A 17,598-nucleotide genomic window follows, 5' to 3' on the forward strand; every position below is an offset into this window, starting at 1 on the left:
TGACTCACCATTATAAAAGACAAAAAAACACATTTAGGTCAATTTGACATGACAAGCCAAAAAAGCATCCTCGATATTGCATTGGCACTTGCCCACGTAAATCCAAACAAAAACGACTTCAGCGATCTACTAAGCTGTATAAGTGAATGGATACACTGTGATGCCGTTGCCCTACTTATTAAGCAGGGCGAAACGTTAAAACCCGTCGCCCAGCGCGGCTTGTCTCAAGACACTCTTGGCAGACGCTTTGAGATAAACGAGCACCCTCGTTTATTTGAAATTTGCAGAAGCACCCAACCGCTCAAGTTTGCTAAAGAGTGTGAGCTTCCTGACCCTTATGATGGTTTATTACAAAGTCGTGAGGGGGATTTTCCTGTACATGCATGCATGGGGCTGCCCCTTTACAGTCAACAGCAAGATTCACAATTACTGGCTGTTTTAACCTTTGATAGCCTCAACGAATATGCTTTTGATGATGTCCCCCAGACTCAGCTCACACAGCTTATGCAATTAGTCGCAGCACATGTTGAAACCCTCCTTACAGTGCAACATTACCAGCAACATGCACAGCACAATCACCAACTAGCTCAGCAACTTAATCTTGAGGCTTTAACCCGAGAAGGTGTTGAAATAATTGGTAATAGCCACTGTATGCAAATACTAAAAAATGATATTCAATTAGTGGCTGCATCGGAGTTTAGCGTACTGATACAAGGCGATACTGGAGTCGGGAAAGAGCTTGTTGCACGTAATATTCATCTCAATTCGAAGCGACGAGAACAACCCTTAATCCACCTTAATTGTGCTTCGTTACCTGAGAATCTGGCAGAAAGTGAATTTTTTGGGCACAGCAAAGGCGCATTTACTGGCGCCCATTCAACTCGCCAAGGTAAATTTCAACTCGCTGATGGCGGAACACTTTTTCTTGATGAAATTGGTGAATTACCCTTAGCAATGCAAAGTAAGTTGTTGCGCGTACTGCAAAGTGGCGAAGTGCAAACCGTGGGTGAAGATCAAAGTCGTTACGTTGATGTACGCGTTATTGCAGCAACAAATCGCGATTTAAAACAAGAAGTTGCTGAAGGACGTTTTCGCGCAGATCTTTATCATAGGCTGCGCGTTTACCCACTTAACGTACCCGCACTAAAAGAGCGCGAAAATGATGTGATTCTTTTGGCTGGCTTTTTTGTTGAGCAAACTGCGCGCAAACTTGCTATAAAACAGCTAAAACTGGGTATCGACACGCAAATATTGCTACGCCAATATGATTGGCCTGGTAATGTGAGAGAGCTTGAACACGTGATAAGTAGAGCTGCTTTGAAAGCCAAACAACAACAATGGCAACAGAAAATCATCACCATTGAACCACAGCACTGTGATATAGAAAAACGTGCTACAAACACGCACACAACGACTCAGCTTATCAATACCAATACATCCTCGCTGTCATTAAAAGAAGCTACCGATGCGTTTAGTTATCAGATGATTATGCAGCAACTAGAACAGCACAACTTAAACTGGGCAGCCACTGCCCGCACGCTTAAAGTCGACAGGGCCAACCTTGTGAGGCTGGCCAAACGCTTGGGTATTAACGTAAAAAAGTCGCTCTAGTTTTTTAATTTTTTAAAATAGGCTTTTAGTAGCTGGCTAAATGCCTGTACTTTCGCGGTGCGGTGCACCAAGTGATGTGTTACCAACCAGAGGTCGGTCGGCCAAACGAGTTCTTTTGCAAGCACAGGCACTAAATCTGGGTATTGATCTGCGACCTCATGCTGTAAACCACCAATGCCCAGCCCCCTAACAATAGCACGCGTTGCTTCTGATGTTTCTGATACTCTAAGCTTGATTTGTGCGGGTGCTATGTGCTCATCAACCCAAGCAAAATAAGGCACTTTAGCGTTGTAACCAGCTACACCCGACACAAAACTATGCTGCTCTAACTGCTGTAAGGTTTTCGGCAAACCATATTTTTCAATGTAGCTTTTTGAAGCATAAAACCCGGACGATAACTCAGCCAAATGCTGAGCAATATAATCTCCTTCATCAGGGCGAGGGCCTGCACGTACAGCAATATGAGCTTGACCATGGTCAAGACGTAATCGGTTTTGGTCAAGGATCACTTCAAGCCGTACTTGCGGGTGTAGGCTCTGAAACTGTTCGCATACTTCACTTAATACATCAATGAAACCACTGACCGTTGTCAGTAATAAACTGCCACGCAGTTGACTGTCGGCAGCAATAATATCGTTGTGTAGCTTTTCGAGCTCTGCATTAATCGCTTTCGCTGTCGCAAAGAGCTTTGCACCTATTTCTGTCACGGTGTAACCACGCGCATGGCGATGAAATAAGCGTGCATCAAGATTCTCTTCTAAGTTATTAACCCTTCTGAGTACCGTGCTGTGATGAACACCCAAAGATTCTGCCGCGGCAGTTAATGTGCCTAGTCGTGCGACTTCATAAGCAACTTTTACATCTTGCCAATCATCAAATTGAATTGCCATAGCGCCCTCTTATGTGCGTATATGCACATAAGTTTTGCGTTTATTTGGCTTTTCTGCAAGCGGTTTTTTGCTAAAGTTAAGGTATCAACCGTGAAGCTTAAAAGGAAGCCATCATGACAGCACCAAAAATCATTGCCCTCGCAGGCAGCTTACGTAAAGACAGCTTTAATCAAAAACTAATTAATGAAGCAGCACGCTTCGCCCTTGAAAGCGGTGCTGAAGTAGAAGTGCTTAAACTAAGCGATTTAGACTTACCACTATTCGATGAAGATCTAGAAGCACAGGGTACACCTGCAGGTGCACAACGTTTAAAAGATAAACTACGTGCTGCCGACGGTATTTTATTAGCAAGCCCAGAATATAATGGCTCTATTACAGCACCTTTAAAGAATGCCATCGACTGGGCTTCGCGAACTGAGCAAGGTGCAGTGCCTGCATTTCGTAACAAAGTAACGGCACTTTTTGCGTCATCACCTGGTGGTTTAGGCGGCCTACGTGGTTTAAATCATGTACGCGATATTTTATCCGGCATCGGTAGCCTAGTATTAGCTGACCAACTTGCAGTGCCCGCTATCCACACGAAATTAGATGAACACGGCCGCATTAACGATGCCGATACTGCCGAACAAGTTGCCAGCCTTGCACAGCAACTTGTCAGTGTCGCCAGTAAATTAAATAAGTAAGCGTTTAGCTCAACTTTGTCGCTGCTAATTTTGCAGCGATGAAGTCTTCATGAGTCACATACAGAAGACTCGCGACACGGCGAATAACTAATTCTTCATGTTTATCAAGTTCGCCATCAGCGTACGCTAAACGCCATAACAGCTCGATGATATCGATGCGCTGCTCGGCACTGCACTGAGCGTTAATTTGCTTGGAAAATTGGAAGTAATCAATCGCTTCATCTAAGTTTTTCGACGCACCTTCTACAAGCTCCAGCACTTCTTCGTCTGATAAAGAAAAGTATTTCTTTAAGGTGTTGTTCAGTGCCTGTTGCTCATCATCTTGTAACTCATTGTCAGCGCGCATCACCTCAATTAATAGTGCAGCAACAGCCGTTTTGAGGTCATGTTCGCTAATGTTAGATTGGCTGTTGTCCATTACTGAAAAGAGCTGTTTTATTTTACTGAGCATCACATTGTCCCTTTTGGGTGTTAAACTACGTATAGATGTAACGTTACCTTAGTTTGACTATGGATGCTAATTCATGGTTCAACGATGCGATGAATTAACGCATTAATCACATGGAGTTAAGTGTTTATGAGTGGAGTTAGAAGTACACAAGCACTACTGTTCAGCGCGATGATATTGATTGCGGGGTGCAGTGCTGCCCAGGCCGCAAAAGGCGAAACCGAGAAACTCTACGACTTTGATGAGAAAGTCCATTACTATCAAACCAAATTGGCAGATGGTCGTTATCATCTTGAAATTCAATCTGATGATTACCCACATTTCAAAAATCAAAGCGTCTTTTTACTGCGTCATGCTAGCCGGTTATGTAAGGACAAACCTTTTATGTTAAGAGTGACTGATGGCGTACAAGAGTACGAGCGCTTTCCTACGAAACCACGTGCCTACCAGCCACCTTTAACCGTAGTATTGCAATGTGAAGACGACGCTAATTAACCAAAAGGCTGGATAATAAATCGGTATCCAGCGGCTACTATTAACGCCAACTTCTTGAGTTTACTTGAAGCTAGTTAATCAGTGTAGCCCCACGGAGCGTTTGGAGGTGTAATCGGTTTTGTTAAGTCAAAGTCAACACGAAACTCACGACCCTCACGCACTAAACGGTAGGTGAATTGTTTTGGGTAAATATACATTTGCCACGTATTCCCCATCGACTGCGGAATACCTTGGCTTGCAAACAACTCTTTTGAATATTGATCTGCAGGAAATGACTGAGCATTCACAAAGCCAGCATCAACAGTATGACCGCCATACATTGTAGACGCATCATCGCTGCCATCTTTATGGCGATGGTCGTGCTTTAAACTCAAACCACTGCCTGTTTTAGTTATGATCCATGTACGCGACGCATCATCTCCAACATGAAATGGTACTTGCAACTCACGCTCGTTACAGTGGCGCACATGCATAATAAGCTTTTTACCTGCAAACGAGCTTGGCCCAGTGGCATTATCAACCGTAACTTTTCCCTCATACGCTTTGCCACAATGCGCTGCAATATTATTAAAAAAGCCATCATGGCTCGGTATTGACACTAACGGCGCTGGGCGTGCAATTGCCACTGATGATGCTGTCACTAGCATTGAAGCCACTAAATATTTCATGGTGTGTTCCTTAAATAAAAAATACGTGTTTTAGATTAGCGATTTATACATGACAAAGAAAGCAATCACGATAAGTAATAAATAAAAACGCGGCTTACGCCGCGTTTAGGTTCCACATGTAATACACGTTTATTGCCAAGGTCTCGTGGCTGCAAGTTGCTTTTCAAAAGCATCTATTTGGCCGTTAAGCGTCTCGGTTACTCCGATAAAATCTAGGCCACTTAATAAACGTTCTTTAATGTCATGACGAATATCAAAATGAATGGTCTCAAATTTATCGCTACGAAGTTGCTGATTTTCTAAATCTACCTCAATATGAATATCATCATACTGTTCACTCAGTACAAATAATTGCTCAAGTGTTTCTGCCGGTAATGCGATAGCAAGCATTTGGTTATTGCCGCAGTTATTAAAGAAAATATCTGCAAAGCTTTCCGCTAAAATGACTTCAAAACCATATTGCTTTAATGCCCATGGCGCATGCTCACGCGATGAACCACAACCAAAATTATCGCGAGTTAAAAGAATTTGCGCACCTTGGTAACAAGGGCGATTCAAAATAAACTCAGGGTTTGGCTCGCCATTATCTAAGTAACGCCAATCATAAAAAAGCGCCGCATCAAAGCCATCACGACTTGTCGAAGTTAAAAACTGCTTTGGAATAATTTGGTCAGTATCTACATTGTTTTTATCTAACGGGGCCATTAAGCCACTAAAAAATACGCTCATTAGGCTTCTCCTCTGATATCAACAAAACGACCATGAATTGCAGCTGCCGCAGCCATTGCTGGGCTAACTAAGTGAGTGCGCCCACCGCGACCTTGGCGTCCTTCAAAGTTACGATTTGAGGTCGATGCACAGCGTTTACCTGCTTCTAATCGGTCATCATTCATGGCTAAGCACATTGAACACCCCGGCTCACGCCATTCAAACCCTGCTGCCTTAAAGATATCAGCAAGTCCTTCGTCTTCTGCTTGCTTTTTAACAAGGCCAGAGCCTGGAACAATCAATGCCTCTACACCGGCTGCAACTTGCTTACCTTCAACAATCTGTGCAGCGGCACGTAAGTCTTCAATACGACTATTTGTACATGAACCAATAAATACCGTATCAACCGTTGCTGAAGAAAGCTTGTCACCCGCCTTTAAGCCCATGTATTTCAGCGCACTGCGAATCGCATCGGCTTTAATTAAATCAGGCTCTTGTTCTGGGTCTGGAATACACTCATCTACGCCAATAACTTGTTCAGGGCTGGTGCCCCAAGTAATTTGCGGTTGAATGTCGGCTGCTTGTAATTCAACAACATGGTCAAACTGCGCGCCTTCGTCCGTTTTTAGTGTTTGCCAATAGGCAACTGCTGCGTCAAAGTCATCGCCTTTTGGTGCAAATGGGCGACCTTTTAAGTAATCATAGGTAGTTTGATCAGGTGCAATTAAACCGGCTTTTGCGCCCATTTCAATGCTCATGTTACACAGCGTCATGCGTGCTTCCATTGACAGTGCTTCAATGCCTTCACCACAAAATTCAGCTACATACCCAGTGCCACCCGCGGTCCCTAGCTTACCAATGACCGCCATAATTAGGTCTTTCGCTGTGACTGTTGGGCGTAAACGACCATTAATTTGAATTTTTAACGACTTGGCTTTTTTCTGCTGTAAGGTTTGGGTTGCTAATACGTGCTCGACCTCTGAGGTACCAATACCGTGCGCAAGTGCACCAAACGCACCATGGGTTGAAGTATGACTGTCACCACAAACAATGGTCGTACCCGGTAAGGTAATGCCCTGCTCAGGCCCCATTACATGCACAATACCTTGATTAATCGAATTTAAATCATAAAGTTGAATACCAAACTCTTTACAGTTTGCATCCAGTGCCATTAACTGGTTTTTAGACACTTCGCTTGCAGCATCTAACGAACGGCTTTTTGTTGAAACGTTATGATCCATGGTTGCAAAGGTTTTTTCTGGGCAACGCACTTTGCGGTTTTTCTCACGCAGACCTGCAAACGCTTGTGGTGATGTTACTTCGTGAACTAAATGACGGTCGATATACAGTAAATCGGTTTGATCATTAATACTGGCGACCACATGGGCTTGCCAAATTTTATCATATAAGGTTTGGGCCACTTGCTATTCCCTCGTTTTAGCTGCACTGAATGACGAGTTCAGCGCAATCAATTTTAATTAAATACGTGCAACAATTGCTGCAGCAACATCACTGGTGGTATACCCTGCATTTGGATAGATATCAGGCGTACCCACACCGGCTTCAACCGCCTCTGCCACCGCTTTTTCGATAGTCCGTGCCGCTTCATCTTGTCCAAGCGAGTAACGCAACATAAGTGCAGCACTTAAAATTTGCGCAATCGGGTTTGCCACCCCTTTTCCTGCAATATCGGGGGCAGAGCCACCCGCAGGTTCATACAAACCAAAGCCAGACTGGTTCAAACTCGCCGATGGTAATAAGCCCATAGAGCCTGTGATCATCGCGCATTCATCCGACAAAATATCGCCAAATAGGTTATCGCAAAGTAGTACATCAAATTGGCTTGGTTGCTTCACTAATTGCATCGCCGCATTATCAACATAAATGTAATCGAGGCTTACTTCTGGGTAGTCTTTACTGACTTCGGTGACCACTTCTCGCCACAATACACTTGACGCTAACACGTTGGCTTTATCAACCGATGTAACATGGTTACTACGTAGTTTTGCCGCTTCAAACGCAAAGCGAGCAATGCGTTCAATTTCTTTACGCGAATAGGTTTGCGTGTCGAATGCGGTCTCTTGTTCGCCTTCACCGCTGCGCCCTTTTTCACCAAAATAAATACCGCCCGTTAACTCACGTACACATAAAATATCAAAGCCTTGTGCGCTAATATCTGCACGAAGTGGTGAAGCTGCACTTAAGGCTGGTAGCAACTGTGCGGGGCGTAAATTACAAAACAAACCAAAATGCTTACGCAGTGGCAACAACGAAGCACGCTCAGGTTGCTCATTCGGTGGTAAGTTCTCCCATTTTGGGCCGCCTACAGAGCCAAATAAAATAGCATCAGCATTTTCACACGCAGTAAGTGTACTTTGCGGCAATGCTTGACCAAATTCATCAATCGCAGCGCCACCTATCGCATGGTGATGACGAGTCAATGTAAAACCAAACTTTTCACTTACAGCATCCAATACGGTTTCTGCTGCAGCCATTACTTCTGGACCAATGCCATCGCCTGCTAATACGGCGATGCTGTAATTAGATTGACTCATCCTGCTTTCCTTTGTTGTTTTAAATCAGACACTTTTTGTGCACGATAAATTAAGTTATACACACGGATCATGGCACGCACTGAAGCTTCAACGACATCTGCCGCAATGCCCGCACCGTGATAAGGGCGACCATCGTATTTAGCAATAATATTTACTTGGCCTAATGAACTTGCGCCTTGCCCTGTGGCTTCAAGGTTGTATTCAATCATCTCAACCGACATACCCGTTAAACGCTCAATTGCCAAAAACGAGGCTTCTACCGGGCCATTGCCCGTTGCAGCTTCTTGCTTAGATACACCGTCAATGGTCATGCCAATCGTAGAACTGGCAACCGATTGCGAATTAGACGTTGAGTTAACAAACTCAAGTTGATACTTCTCGTCTTTATCTCTGATTTGATTGAAGTAAATCATCGCTTCTAAGTCATAGTCATACACAGTGCCTTTTTGGTCTGCTAATGCTAAAAAGCTCTCGTATAAGCTATCCATGTCGTAGTCAGACTTTTGATAACCTAACTCTTCTAAACGGTGCTCAATAACATGACGCCCTGAACGCGATGTCATGTTTAATTGATTACTGGGCACACCCACACTTTCTGGCGACATGATCTCGTAAGTATTCTGCGCTTTTAAAACGCCGTCTTGGTGAATACCCGAGCTGTGCGCAAACGCATTCTCACCAACAATGGCTTTGTTTGGCTGGACCGGCATATTACATATCTTCGCCACTTGACGAGAAGCGCGGTAAATTTCTTCACTGTGAATATCGGTATGCACTTTTAAGTGGTCTTCACGCATTTTCATGATCATCGCCACTTCTTCAAGCGAGCAGTTACCTGCACGCTCACCTATGCCGTTAATCGTACACTCAATTTGGCGAGCGCCCGCGTGCACTGCGGCAATTGAATTCGCCACTGCTAAACCTAAATCGTTATGACAATGCACACTTAAGCGCGCCTTATCGATGTTGGGCACATTATTCATTAAGTGATGGATCATCGCCGCATACTCGTCTGGCGTTACATAGCCCACGGTATCAGGTAAGTTGATGGTCGATGCACCTGCATCAATGGCCTTTTCAACGATACGGCATAAATCCCAATGTGGTGTACGGCCAGCATCTTCACACGAAAATTCCACGTCATCAGTATAGTGACGAGCAAGCTTAATCGACTTTACAGCCATGGCGGTGGCATCGTCTAAGCTCATTCGTAGTTTATGTTCAAGGTGTAATGGACTGGTTGCAATAAAGGTATGAATACGCCCTTGCTCTGCTGGGCGTAGCGCTTCACCACAGGCCTCAATGTCTTTTGCAACCGCACGCGCTAAACCACAAATAATTGGTCCTTTTACTTCGGTCGCAATACGCTGTACTGAGCGAAAATCTGCCGGGCTTGATACCGGAAAACCCACTTCCATTACATCCACGTTTAAGCGGCTAATGGTATGCGCAAGTTGAATTTTATCGTCTTCTGTTAGGCTCGCTTTAAGCGCTTGCTCACCATCACGTAACGTTGTGTCAAAAATCCAAACCTTATCTTTCATAAACTGTCCTCGTTCCCAATGACCCATTAGCGAGATAAAAAAAACCCCGCGCTTGCGGGGTTTTATAATGTTTTACAAATGCAAATACACTAAGCCCCGCCTACTCGCTTAAGCAGTAAGAGGTTTAGTTTTAATGTAATTAAACGTGTCATTTGCATCTTTATTTACTAAATGTGTGTTCAGTGAGCTGTATTTTTAACATTCAACAAACAGGCTTGCAAGCATAATTTTTCTAAAAAGTAGATTGAAAAGCGATAATAATAGAAATTTAAAATCCATTAAACAGTACATTTTGAATAATCAATCCAAAACCCAAGTCGGCAGCGTTTAATTTATCGTTTACAGCCGACTCCCGTGTTTAGATTAACTTTTAAGAATGATTGTTGTCTCGCACATACATTGTGGCGCCGCGAGCAATATAACGTAGTTGCCAAATTAGACGCTCTACTAACTCTTCTCGCTGCTGTCCTTCAATATCAAGTGCCTCAGCACCGGCGTTAAATACTAAAGTCACCATGGCCTCCGCTTGAATATACGCATGGGTGGCATCGCATGGGGTTTCGCTTTCAAGGTAGTGAGCAAGTTCTAAGATAAAGTGTTTAATTTCACGCGCGACAGCAGCACGAAATGCCTTAGAAGTGCCAGAACGTTCACGCAGCAGCAACCTAAACTGGTTACTTGAGTTATCGATAAACTCCATAAAAGTCACAATAGATGTCGTAATGACACTGCCACCACTGGCTATTCGCCTACGTGCTTGACGCATTAATTGACGCAGCGTTAAACCCGCTTCATCTACCATGGTTAAGCCAAGTTCGTTCATGTCTTTAAAGTGACGGTAAAACGAGGTAGGCGCAATACCAGCCTCACGGGCAACTTCACGCAAGCTTAAATTAGAAAAACTATGATCCGCACTCAATTGATTAAATGCTGCTTCGATTAGTGCTTGTCGTGTTTTTTGTTTCTGTTGCGCTCTAACACCCGACATGGAAACTCCCAGCGTGAATTTTTAATGATTTTTCGGTTAATGAGACAGTCTAATACTTGACGCGGAGAGTTTGAAACACTATTTTAGCGTACAAGTGTACGCTCAGATTTTGAAAGATGAAAAAACCACCTATTATTTGGACCAACGTCCTATTCTTTAGCCTTACTTTTTTGGCTGCCGTTACTTTAGTGCCATGGTATGGAATTACCTATGGATTTACCAGCGCACATTGGATTGCATTCGTTGCGTGTATGTTTTATGCGGGTATGTCGATTACCGCGGGGTATCATCGCCTGTGGGCACACAAGACTTACGATACTCATCCAGTGATTGAAGCCTTTTTTGCCCTTGGTGGTGCATTTGCACTGCAAAACAGCGCACTGCATTGGAGTAGTGATCACCGTATTCACCATGGTCAAGTCGACGACCCTGTCAAAGACCCTTACGCAGCTACCAACGGCTTTTGGTATAGCCATATAGGCTGGATGCTACGTGACTATCAAGGTGATGAGTATGGCAACTACAACAACTGCCGAGATTTACAGAAAAATAAAGTGGTAATGTGGCAACACCGCCATTACATGAAGTTAGTATTAGCCACTAATATTGGTATTCCATTTGCGCTGGGTTTAATGCTGGGTGATGTGTGGGGCATGCTATTACTTGCGGGTCTGCTACGTTTGGTATTAAGCCAACACTTTACCTTTTTTATAAATTCAGTGGCGCACATTTGGGGCTCTCGTCCATACACAGAAAAAAATACTGCACGTGATAACGGTTTTTTAGCGTTATTCACTTATGGCGAAGGTTATCATAACTTCCACCATATTTTTGCCAGCGACTATCGTAACGGCATAAAATGGTATCACTATGATCCCACTAAGTGGATGATCCGCTCATTGGCCGCGATGGGTTTAGCCTCAAAGCTCAAACGTACGCCTGTTGAACGTATTGAAAAAGCGAAAGCAGAAACCTTGATGAATAAGACCCAAGATAAGCTCGCAAAATTGCCTTTAGCCCAAGATAAGCTTACATTATTACAATCTGAGTACGAATTATTGCTGAAAAAGCTGCAACACTTTTGTGCCCTGCAAAAACGCGTGTTAGAAATCAAAAAAAATAAAATGATAAAACAATGCGAAAAATCAGCAGTAATGACACAATATCATGAGCTTGAAGCCGCTTGGGAAAACCAAAAGCAGGCTTGGCTTGCACTAAATGCGAGGTTATTAAAAGCCTCTTTTAGTTAACATAGGAGCGGCTGTGGCCAAACAAAACGTAAAGCAAAAAGATACGCCTTCGTATCAGTACGACGCGATTATCATAGGCACAGGTCCTGGCGGTGAAGGCACCGCCATGAACCTGTCTAAAAGTAACAAAAAAGTAGCTGTTATTGAGCGCCAAGAATCAGTAGGTGGCGGTTGCGTCCATTGGGGCACTATTCCTTCAAAAGCCTTACGCCACTCTGTTAGTCGTTACATTGAATACAAAGCGAACCCACTTTTTAATATCAGCGAGCGCCCTAACCGCCTCACTTTCCCTGATATTCTTCGCCATGCTAGTAATGTCATTTCGAAACAATCTAACCTACGCAGTAGCTTTTACGACCGTAATCGTATTCATATGTACCAAGGCGATGCTGAGTTTATTGATAAACACACAGTGAAAATTACTCACATCGACGGTTCATTTGAAACGTTAACTGCACAAACCATTGTTATCGCAACGGGTTCTCGCCCTTACAGGCCACCAGGCGTTGATTTTTCGCATCCACGAATTTACGACAGCGATACCATTTTAGGCCTTGAACACGACCCTCATCGCGTGCTTATTTATGGTGCAGGTGTGATTGGCTGTGAATACGCCTCTATTTTTAAAGGCTTAGGCGCGAAAGTTGACTTAGTTAACACCCGTGATCGCTTACTAGCCTTTATGGATGCTGAGATTTCAGATGCACTGAGTTACCACTTTTGGAATAGCGGCATTGTTATTCGCCATAACGAAGAGTTTGATCGCATCGAAACCCGTGATGACTGTGTCGTGATGCATTTGAAGTCGGGCAAACGTGTCAAAGCAGACTGTATTTTGTTTGCTAACGGACGTACAGGTAATACCGACACTCTAAACCTCGATGCTGTGGGCTTAAAAGCCGATAGCCGTGGCCAGCTTAAAGTAAATGAAACATACCAAACAGAGGTTGATAACATTTATGCTGTAGGTGATGTTATTGGTTACCCAAGCCTTGCGAGTGCTGCCTTTGACCAAGGGCGTATTGCTGCTGATGCCATTGCATGTGGTAACTGCGAAGAAAAATTGATTATTGATATTCCTGCCGGTATTTATACGATTCCTGAAATGAGCTCAGTGGGTAAAACCGAACAAGAGCTTACCGCAGCTAAAATTCCATACGAAGTTGGCCGTGCACAGTTTAAGCATTTGGCACGCGCACAAATTGCCGGGACTGAGGTAGGTAGCTTAAAGATTTTATTCCATGTTGATACTAAAGAAGTGCTTGGTGTGCATTGCTTTGGTGAACGTGCGTCTGAAATTGTCCATATCGGGCAAGCAATTATGGAACAAAAGAACGGTGGTAACACCATCGATTACTTCGTAAATACAACCTTTAACTACCCAACCATGGCTGAGGCCTACCGAGTTGCTGCGTTAAATGGTTTAAATCGCTTATTTAAATAAGCGATTGAACGTATATAGAAAAGCCCGCATATTGCGGGCTTTTTTATAACTAGAGCGACTTACTTGTGATATTTAGCACTTAACTCATGCACTGAGTTAATAAATATACCGGCATGTTCAGGGTCAACATCTGGGGTAATACCATGCCCTAAATTAAATACATGACCAGAACCTGTACCAAAGTCTTCTAAAATTGTGGCGACTTCTTGACGAATACGCTCTGGCGTACCGTGCAGCATTGATGGGTCCATATTACCTTGTAGTGCCACTTTATCACCAACACGACGCTTTGCATCACCAATATTGATTGTCCAATCAAGGCCTACTGCATCACAGCCTGTTGCTGCAATTGCTTCAATCCACTGACCACCATTTTTAGTAAATAGTGTTACCGGCACTTTACGACCGTCGTACTCGCGAATTAAGCCATCAACGATTTTATGCATATACTGTAGTGAGAATTCATTGTAATCACGCGGGCTTAACACTCCCCCCCATGAATCAAAAACCATCAATGATTGCGCACCTGCTTTCACTTGTGCGTTGAGGTAATCAATCACTGAATCAGCTAATTTATCGAGTAATAGGTGTAGTGTTTGCGGTTCTGCAAACGCCATTTTTTTGATTTTCCCGAATGTTTTGCTGCTTCCACCTTCAACCATGTATGTGGCAAGTGTCCAAGGTGAACCTGAGAAGCCAATCAGTGGCACTTCACCTTTGAGTTCACGACGAATGGTGCTTACCGCATTCATCACATAGCCTAATTCATCAGTTGGATCGATATTAGGAATCTTTTTAACATCCGCTAATGATGAAATTGGGCGCTCGAACTTAGGACCTTCGCCGGTTTCGAAATAAAGGCCTAATCCCATCGCATCTGGGATAGTTAAAATATCGCTGAATAGAATCGCAGCATCAAGCGGGTAACGACGTAATGGCTGTAAAGTCACTTCACAAGCAAGTTCGGCGTTTTTACATAAGCTCATAAAGTCGCCTGCTTGAGCACGTGAAGCACGGTATTCAGGTAAATAACGGCCTGCTTGGCGCATCATCCATACCGGTGTAACATCGACAGGTTGCTTTTGTAGTGCACGTAAATAACGGTCGTTTTTTAATTCGCTCATGCGTTTTAGATCCTAGAACTGAATGAAATTGCGCTGATTGTATCACCATATTGCGCCGCTCACTATGGATAGATAACCGACCCTAGACATAGATCATAGTTTTTAGCTACGCCACATAAAACCGCACAATTATTGAACGAAATTAAAATAATTTTAAAACTTTTTATTAATAAATTTGCAACATCGAAAAAAGCTTGGTATAACTTATCCCGCGTTAACAAAAACAATAATAAAAATTGTATAACAATAAGAACAAAAATCTTCCCATAACTATAAGAAAGCTTGTTTTAACAAGTTCGGAAAAAGAATTAAACCACCAATTTTGGTGGTTTTTTCTTTTCTTAATCAACAAGATACCCCCTCTACCTCATTAGATTGATAATCCAAAATAAACACTAGTAGTTTTTAATTATTTCCCATACACTGCTGTTAGAGCATAAAAGTCCAGCCTTAGACAACAGCGTAAAGAAGCAGAAAAACGCTGCTTAAATATGCGCCTCTAAGTTGGCTTTTAACAATCTGTTGCAATTAGGCACTAAGAATTTAGTTGATCTTTGTGTCATATTTCCTTCTTATATAGGGAAGGAAAACCAACTCAGCGAGGAGATGAAATATGCTGACGCGTTTGGAAAAAGCTCAACAAAAGTGGGGAGGTAGCCATTCTGTCATCGATAAATGGCTTACAGAACGTCAAAAGCTACTTGTGTTGTTTTGCCGTATTGCGGGATTTTCACCGTATGAAAAGAAAGATCACGCCCTACCTGATCAACTGCAAATCCAAAACTTTTGTCAAATACTGATGGATTACCTGTCAGCGGGACATTTCGAAGTGTATGACGACATTGCCAAGGCCTGTGAAGAAAAAGGCCCAGAAAGCCAAAAGCTAGCCAATGCGCTCTACCCACGAATTTCTGAAACTACCGATGTTGCATTAGACTTTAACGACAAATACGCTGAAGTTGACTCAGATGACTTGCTCGACGAATTTGATAAAGATTTATCAGTGCTAGGTGAAGCACTTGAGCTGCGCTTTGAATTAGAAGATGAACTAATCGATAATCTCTATTCAAACCACACCAGCTAACACAGTAAGACGGCAGCAGAGAACACTTTCTCTGCTGGAAAGTCTTGTTATCTGCCTACCTTAATAGAATGTTATATTCCATTTCATAACAAAAATTTGAAATAATTATTTTAATGCGTTACTCATAGTAAAAAAATGAGGCGCACGATGAACAAACGTACTTTCTTAAAATCTCTTTCTGTTCTTGCAGCAGGTGCAAGTTTAGCAACCAGCCAACCACTGATTGGCGCATCACACACTGCAACTCCCACTTTAGTAAAACCAAAGCCATTAAAAAAAGGGGGAACCATTGGTCTGTGCAGCCCATCAGCGGCAACCGCTGAGCACGCTGACATCATACTCGCAAAAGGTGTAATAGAAGCACTCGGCTATAAAGCAAAGCTTGCCCCTAATATTTTAGCCCGACGCGGTCATTTAGCTGGCACAGATGCACAAAGAGCGAGTGACTTAAACAGCTTATTTGCCGACCCACATGTCGATGCGATTGTGTGCTTACGGGGTGGGTCGGGTGCGGCTCGTATCCTGCCACTTTTAGACTATGCAACAATTCGCAATAATCCGAAACCTCTTATGGGCTATTCTGATATCACGGCATTACATAATGCATTACTCGCTAAAGCCGGGCTTATTAGTTTTCATGGCCCTAATGCCACCAGCGATTGGAATCCATTTCATGTTGCGCAATTTAAAAACATGTTTGAACAACGTCAGTTAATGCGCTACCAAAATTTACCCAAAGCAGACGATGAACTAGTCAACAGCCAATACTTAACCCAAACCATCAATGCGGGTCAGGTCAGTGGCCGTTTAATCGGGGGGAATCTCACTGTACTCACAGCACTCGCAGGCTCTGACTACTTACCTGACTTTAATGGGGCTATTTTATTTTTAGAAGATATTGATGAAGCCCCTTATCGTATTGACCGTATGATGAGCACCCTTAAACTTATGGGCGCACTAGATAAAATAGCGGGGTTTGTATTTGGTGATTGTAATGACTGTAAGCCTGGTCGAGGCTATGGCTCATTAACCTTAGATGATATCTTTGCTGATTATATTAAGCCATTAGGCATTCCGGCTTATCGCGGTGCAATGATTGGTCATATTAAACGCCAGTTTATTTTACCGGTCGGTACGGTGGTGGCACTTGATGCCGATAAAGGCACGCTGCAAATGAAAGAAACAGCATTTAGCAGCTAAAAAAAGGGCCTACTTTAGGCCCTTTTCTCATTGAGTAAAAAATTACTCTGCAGCAGCTGCTTTTTCTTCGCTTTGAATTTCAAGTAGTTCTACTTCAAACACAAGCGTTGAGTTAGCAGGGATCTTACCTAGGTCGCGCTCACCGTAAGCAAGATCAGCTGGAATAGTGAACTTGTATTTAGAGCCAACAGGCATTAACTGTAAACCTTCAGTCCAACCTGGGATCACACGGTTAAGTGGGAAAGTCGTTGGCTCATTACGTGAATAAGAGCTATCGAACTCAGTTCCATCTAGTAAAGTACCTTTGTAGTGTACTTTTACCACGTCAGTAGCGACTGGCTTTTCGCCATCACCTTGTGAAATCACTTCGTACTGTAAACCAGACTCAGTTACTGTCACGCCTTCTTTCTTCGCGTTTTCTGCTAGGTATTTTTCGCCTTCAGCTTTGCTCTGTTCAGCTTCTACTTTTGCTTTTTCTTGTTGCTTAGTACGAATGCTTTGATCAAGCGCTGTTAACACTTCACGAATTTTTTCGTCGTCTAATTTTGCGTTACCTGCAAGTGCGTCTTCAAAACCACGCTTTAATAGCGCTTCATCTAATTCAACACCTAACTCTTTTTTGTCAGCTAAGTCTTGATTCAAGAAATTACCAACAGAGGCACCGATACCGTATGCTTGTTGTTGTGCTTCAGTCTCTAGTTTAACTTCAACTTGCTGTTCTTTTTTTGCTTCTTGATTACAAGCTGTAAGCGCTAAAACTGACGCTGCAATCAATGACAATTTAATCGTCTTTCTCATTTTATATCTCCGACACACTTTGCAGTTGTCAATTATTGTATTATTACTAGTTAAAGATTAACGACCTACATGGTAGGCTGCTTGTCTAATAACTAAACTTCATGCAAA

17 protein-coding genes are annotated in these 17,598 nt (G+C 43.1%); 7 read left to right on the forward strand and 10 right to left on the reverse strand.

Annotated features, from left to right (window positions below):
• The first annotated feature begins 48 nt into the window (after nucleotides 1–48).
• Complete coding sequence (gene norR / locus H3302_RS15155; protein WP_182395773.1) at nucleotides 49–1,611, forward strand: nitric oxide reductase transcriptional regulator NorR; 1,563 nt, start codon at nucleotides 49–51, stop codon at nucleotides 1,609–1,611.
• On the opposite strand, the gene H3302_RS15160 is transcribed toward norR, so the two are convergent.
• Nucleotides 1,608–2,501, reverse strand: a complete 894-nt coding sequence (locus tag H3302_RS15160; RefSeq protein ID WP_036973449.1) for a LysR family transcriptional regulator — start codon at nucleotides 2,499–2,501, stop codon at nucleotides 1,608–1,610. The two genes, norR and H3302_RS15160, sit on opposite strands and share 4 nt — an antisense overlap.
• A 113-nt stretch (nucleotides 2,502–2,614) precedes the next feature.
• On the opposite strand from H3302_RS15160, the gene H3302_RS15165 reads away from it, so the two are divergent.
• The gene (locus tag H3302_RS15165; RefSeq protein ID WP_182395776.1) at nucleotides 2,615–3,184 is read left to right on the forward strand and encodes an NADPH-dependent FMN reductase; all 570 of its coding nucleotides are present in this window, start codon (nucleotides 2,615–2,617) and stop codon (nucleotides 3,182–3,184) included.
• A gap of 4 nt (nucleotides 3,185–3,188) precedes the next feature.
• Here H3302_RS15165 and H3302_RS15170 read toward each other — a convergent pair whose 3' ends face one another.
• On the reverse strand, nucleotides 3,189–3,635 hold the full coding sequence (locus H3302_RS15170; RefSeq protein ID WP_065979427.1) for a TerB family tellurite resistance protein: 447 nt from the start codon (nucleotides 3,633–3,635) through the stop codon (nucleotides 3,189–3,191).
• Between the two features lie 168 nt (nucleotides 3,636–3,803).
• Here H3302_RS15170 and H3302_RS15175 point away from each other — a divergent pair, with 168 nt between their 5' ends.
• Nucleotides 3,804–4,127 (forward strand): hypothetical protein, encoded by a 324-nt coding sequence (locus H3302_RS15175; protein ID WP_371915646.1) that lies wholly within the window; start codon nucleotides 3,804–3,806, stop codon nucleotides 4,125–4,127.
• A 74-nt stretch (nucleotides 4,128–4,201) separates the two neighbouring features.
• Here the strand turns inward: H3302_RS15175 and H3302_RS15180 are convergent, their stop codons facing one another.
• From H3302_RS15180 to fabR, 6 genes are all read right to left on the reverse strand, one after another.
• Nucleotides 4,202–4,795 (reverse strand): hypothetical protein, encoded by a 594-nt coding sequence (locus H3302_RS15180; protein WP_036973454.1) that lies wholly within the window; start codon nucleotides 4,793–4,795, stop codon nucleotides 4,202–4,204.
• Nucleotides 4,796–4,924: 129 nt separating this feature from the next.
• Nucleotides 4,925–5,524 (reverse strand): 3-isopropylmalate dehydratase small subunit, encoded by a 600-nt coding sequence (gene leuD / locus H3302_RS15185; protein ID WP_036973455.1) that lies wholly within the window; start codon nucleotides 5,522–5,524, stop codon nucleotides 4,925–4,927.
• Nucleotides 5,524–6,924, reverse strand: coding sequence for a 3-isopropylmalate dehydratase large subunit (gene leuC / locus H3302_RS15190; RefSeq protein ID WP_182395778.1), 1,401 nt, complete (start codon nucleotides 6,922–6,924; stop codon nucleotides 5,524–5,526). Before leuC ends, leuD begins: the two co-directional genes overlap by 1 nt.
• Nucleotides 6,925–6,981: 57 nt before the next feature.
• Entirely contained in the window at nucleotides 6,982–8,058 is a 1,077-nt protein-coding gene (gene leuB / locus H3302_RS15195; RefSeq protein ID WP_036973461.1) for a 3-isopropylmalate dehydrogenase, read from the reverse strand.
• Nucleotides 8,055–9,602 carry a 2-isopropylmalate synthase gene (leuA, locus tag H3302_RS15200; RefSeq protein ID WP_182395780.1) on the reverse strand — a complete coding sequence of 516 codons (1,548 nt, stop codon included), beginning with the start codon at nucleotides 9,600–9,602 and terminating at the stop codon, nucleotides 8,055–8,057. The genes leuB and leuA overlap by 4 nt, the downstream gene beginning before the upstream one ends.
• A 370-nt stretch (nucleotides 9,603–9,972) precedes the next feature.
• Nucleotides 9,973–10,590 (reverse strand): HTH-type transcriptional repressor FabR, encoded by a 618-nt coding sequence (gene fabR / locus H3302_RS15205; protein ID WP_036973464.1) that lies wholly within the window; start codon nucleotides 10,588–10,590, stop codon nucleotides 9,973–9,975.
• Between the two features lie 116 nt (nucleotides 10,591–10,706).
• Here fabR and H3302_RS15210 point away from each other — a divergent pair, with 116 nt between their 5' ends.
• Together H3302_RS15210 and sthA are read left to right on the forward strand one after the other, a co-directional pair.
• Nucleotides 10,707–11,840 carry a fatty acid desaturase gene (locus tag H3302_RS15210; RefSeq protein ID WP_180311219.1) on the forward strand — a complete coding sequence of 378 codons (1,134 nt, stop codon included), beginning with the start codon at nucleotides 10,707–10,709 and terminating at the stop codon, nucleotides 11,838–11,840.
• 13 nt (nucleotides 11,841–11,853) lie between these two features.
• Nucleotides 11,854–13,284, forward strand: a complete 1,431-nt coding sequence (gene sthA / locus H3302_RS15215) for a Si-specific NAD(P)(+) transhydrogenase (RefSeq protein WP_036973466.1) — start codon at nucleotides 11,854–11,856, stop codon at nucleotides 13,282–13,284.
• A gap of 59 nt (nucleotides 13,285–13,343) precedes the next feature.
• Here sthA and hemE read toward each other — a convergent pair whose 3' ends face one another.
• Nucleotides 13,344–14,408 carry a uroporphyrinogen decarboxylase gene (gene hemE, locus H3302_RS15220; protein ID WP_182395783.1) on the reverse strand — a complete coding sequence of 355 codons (1,065 nt, stop codon included), beginning with the start codon at nucleotides 14,406–14,408 and terminating at the stop codon, nucleotides 13,344–13,346.
• 613 nt (nucleotides 14,409–15,021) lie between these two features.
• Between hemE and rsd the strand changes: the two genes are divergently transcribed.
• The gene (rsd, locus tag H3302_RS15225) at nucleotides 15,022–15,492 is read left to right on the forward strand and encodes a sigma D regulator (RefSeq protein ID WP_182395785.1); all 471 of its coding nucleotides are present in this window, start codon (nucleotides 15,022–15,024) and stop codon (nucleotides 15,490–15,492) included.
• Nucleotides 15,493–15,639: 147 nt separating this feature from the next.
• Nucleotides 15,640–16,692 carry an LD-carboxypeptidase gene (locus tag H3302_RS15230; protein ID WP_174403897.1) on the forward strand — a complete coding sequence of 351 codons (1,053 nt, stop codon included), beginning with the start codon at nucleotides 15,640–15,642 and terminating at the stop codon, nucleotides 16,690–16,692.
• 42 nt (nucleotides 16,693–16,734) lie between these two features.
• Here H3302_RS15230 and fkpA read toward each other — a convergent pair whose 3' ends face one another.
• Complete coding sequence (fkpA, locus tag H3302_RS15235; RefSeq protein WP_065979435.1) at nucleotides 16,735–17,490, reverse strand: FKBP-type peptidyl-prolyl cis-trans isomerase; 756 nt, start codon at nucleotides 17,488–17,490, stop codon at nucleotides 16,735–16,737.
• Nucleotides 17,491–17,598 lie beyond the last annotated feature (108 nt).

The sequence above is a fragment of the Pseudoalteromonas sp. MT33b genome (assembly GCF_014117385.1).
GTDB lineage: Bacteria > Pseudomonadota > Gammaproteobacteria > Enterobacterales > Alteromonadaceae > Pseudoalteromonas > Pseudoalteromonas lipolytica.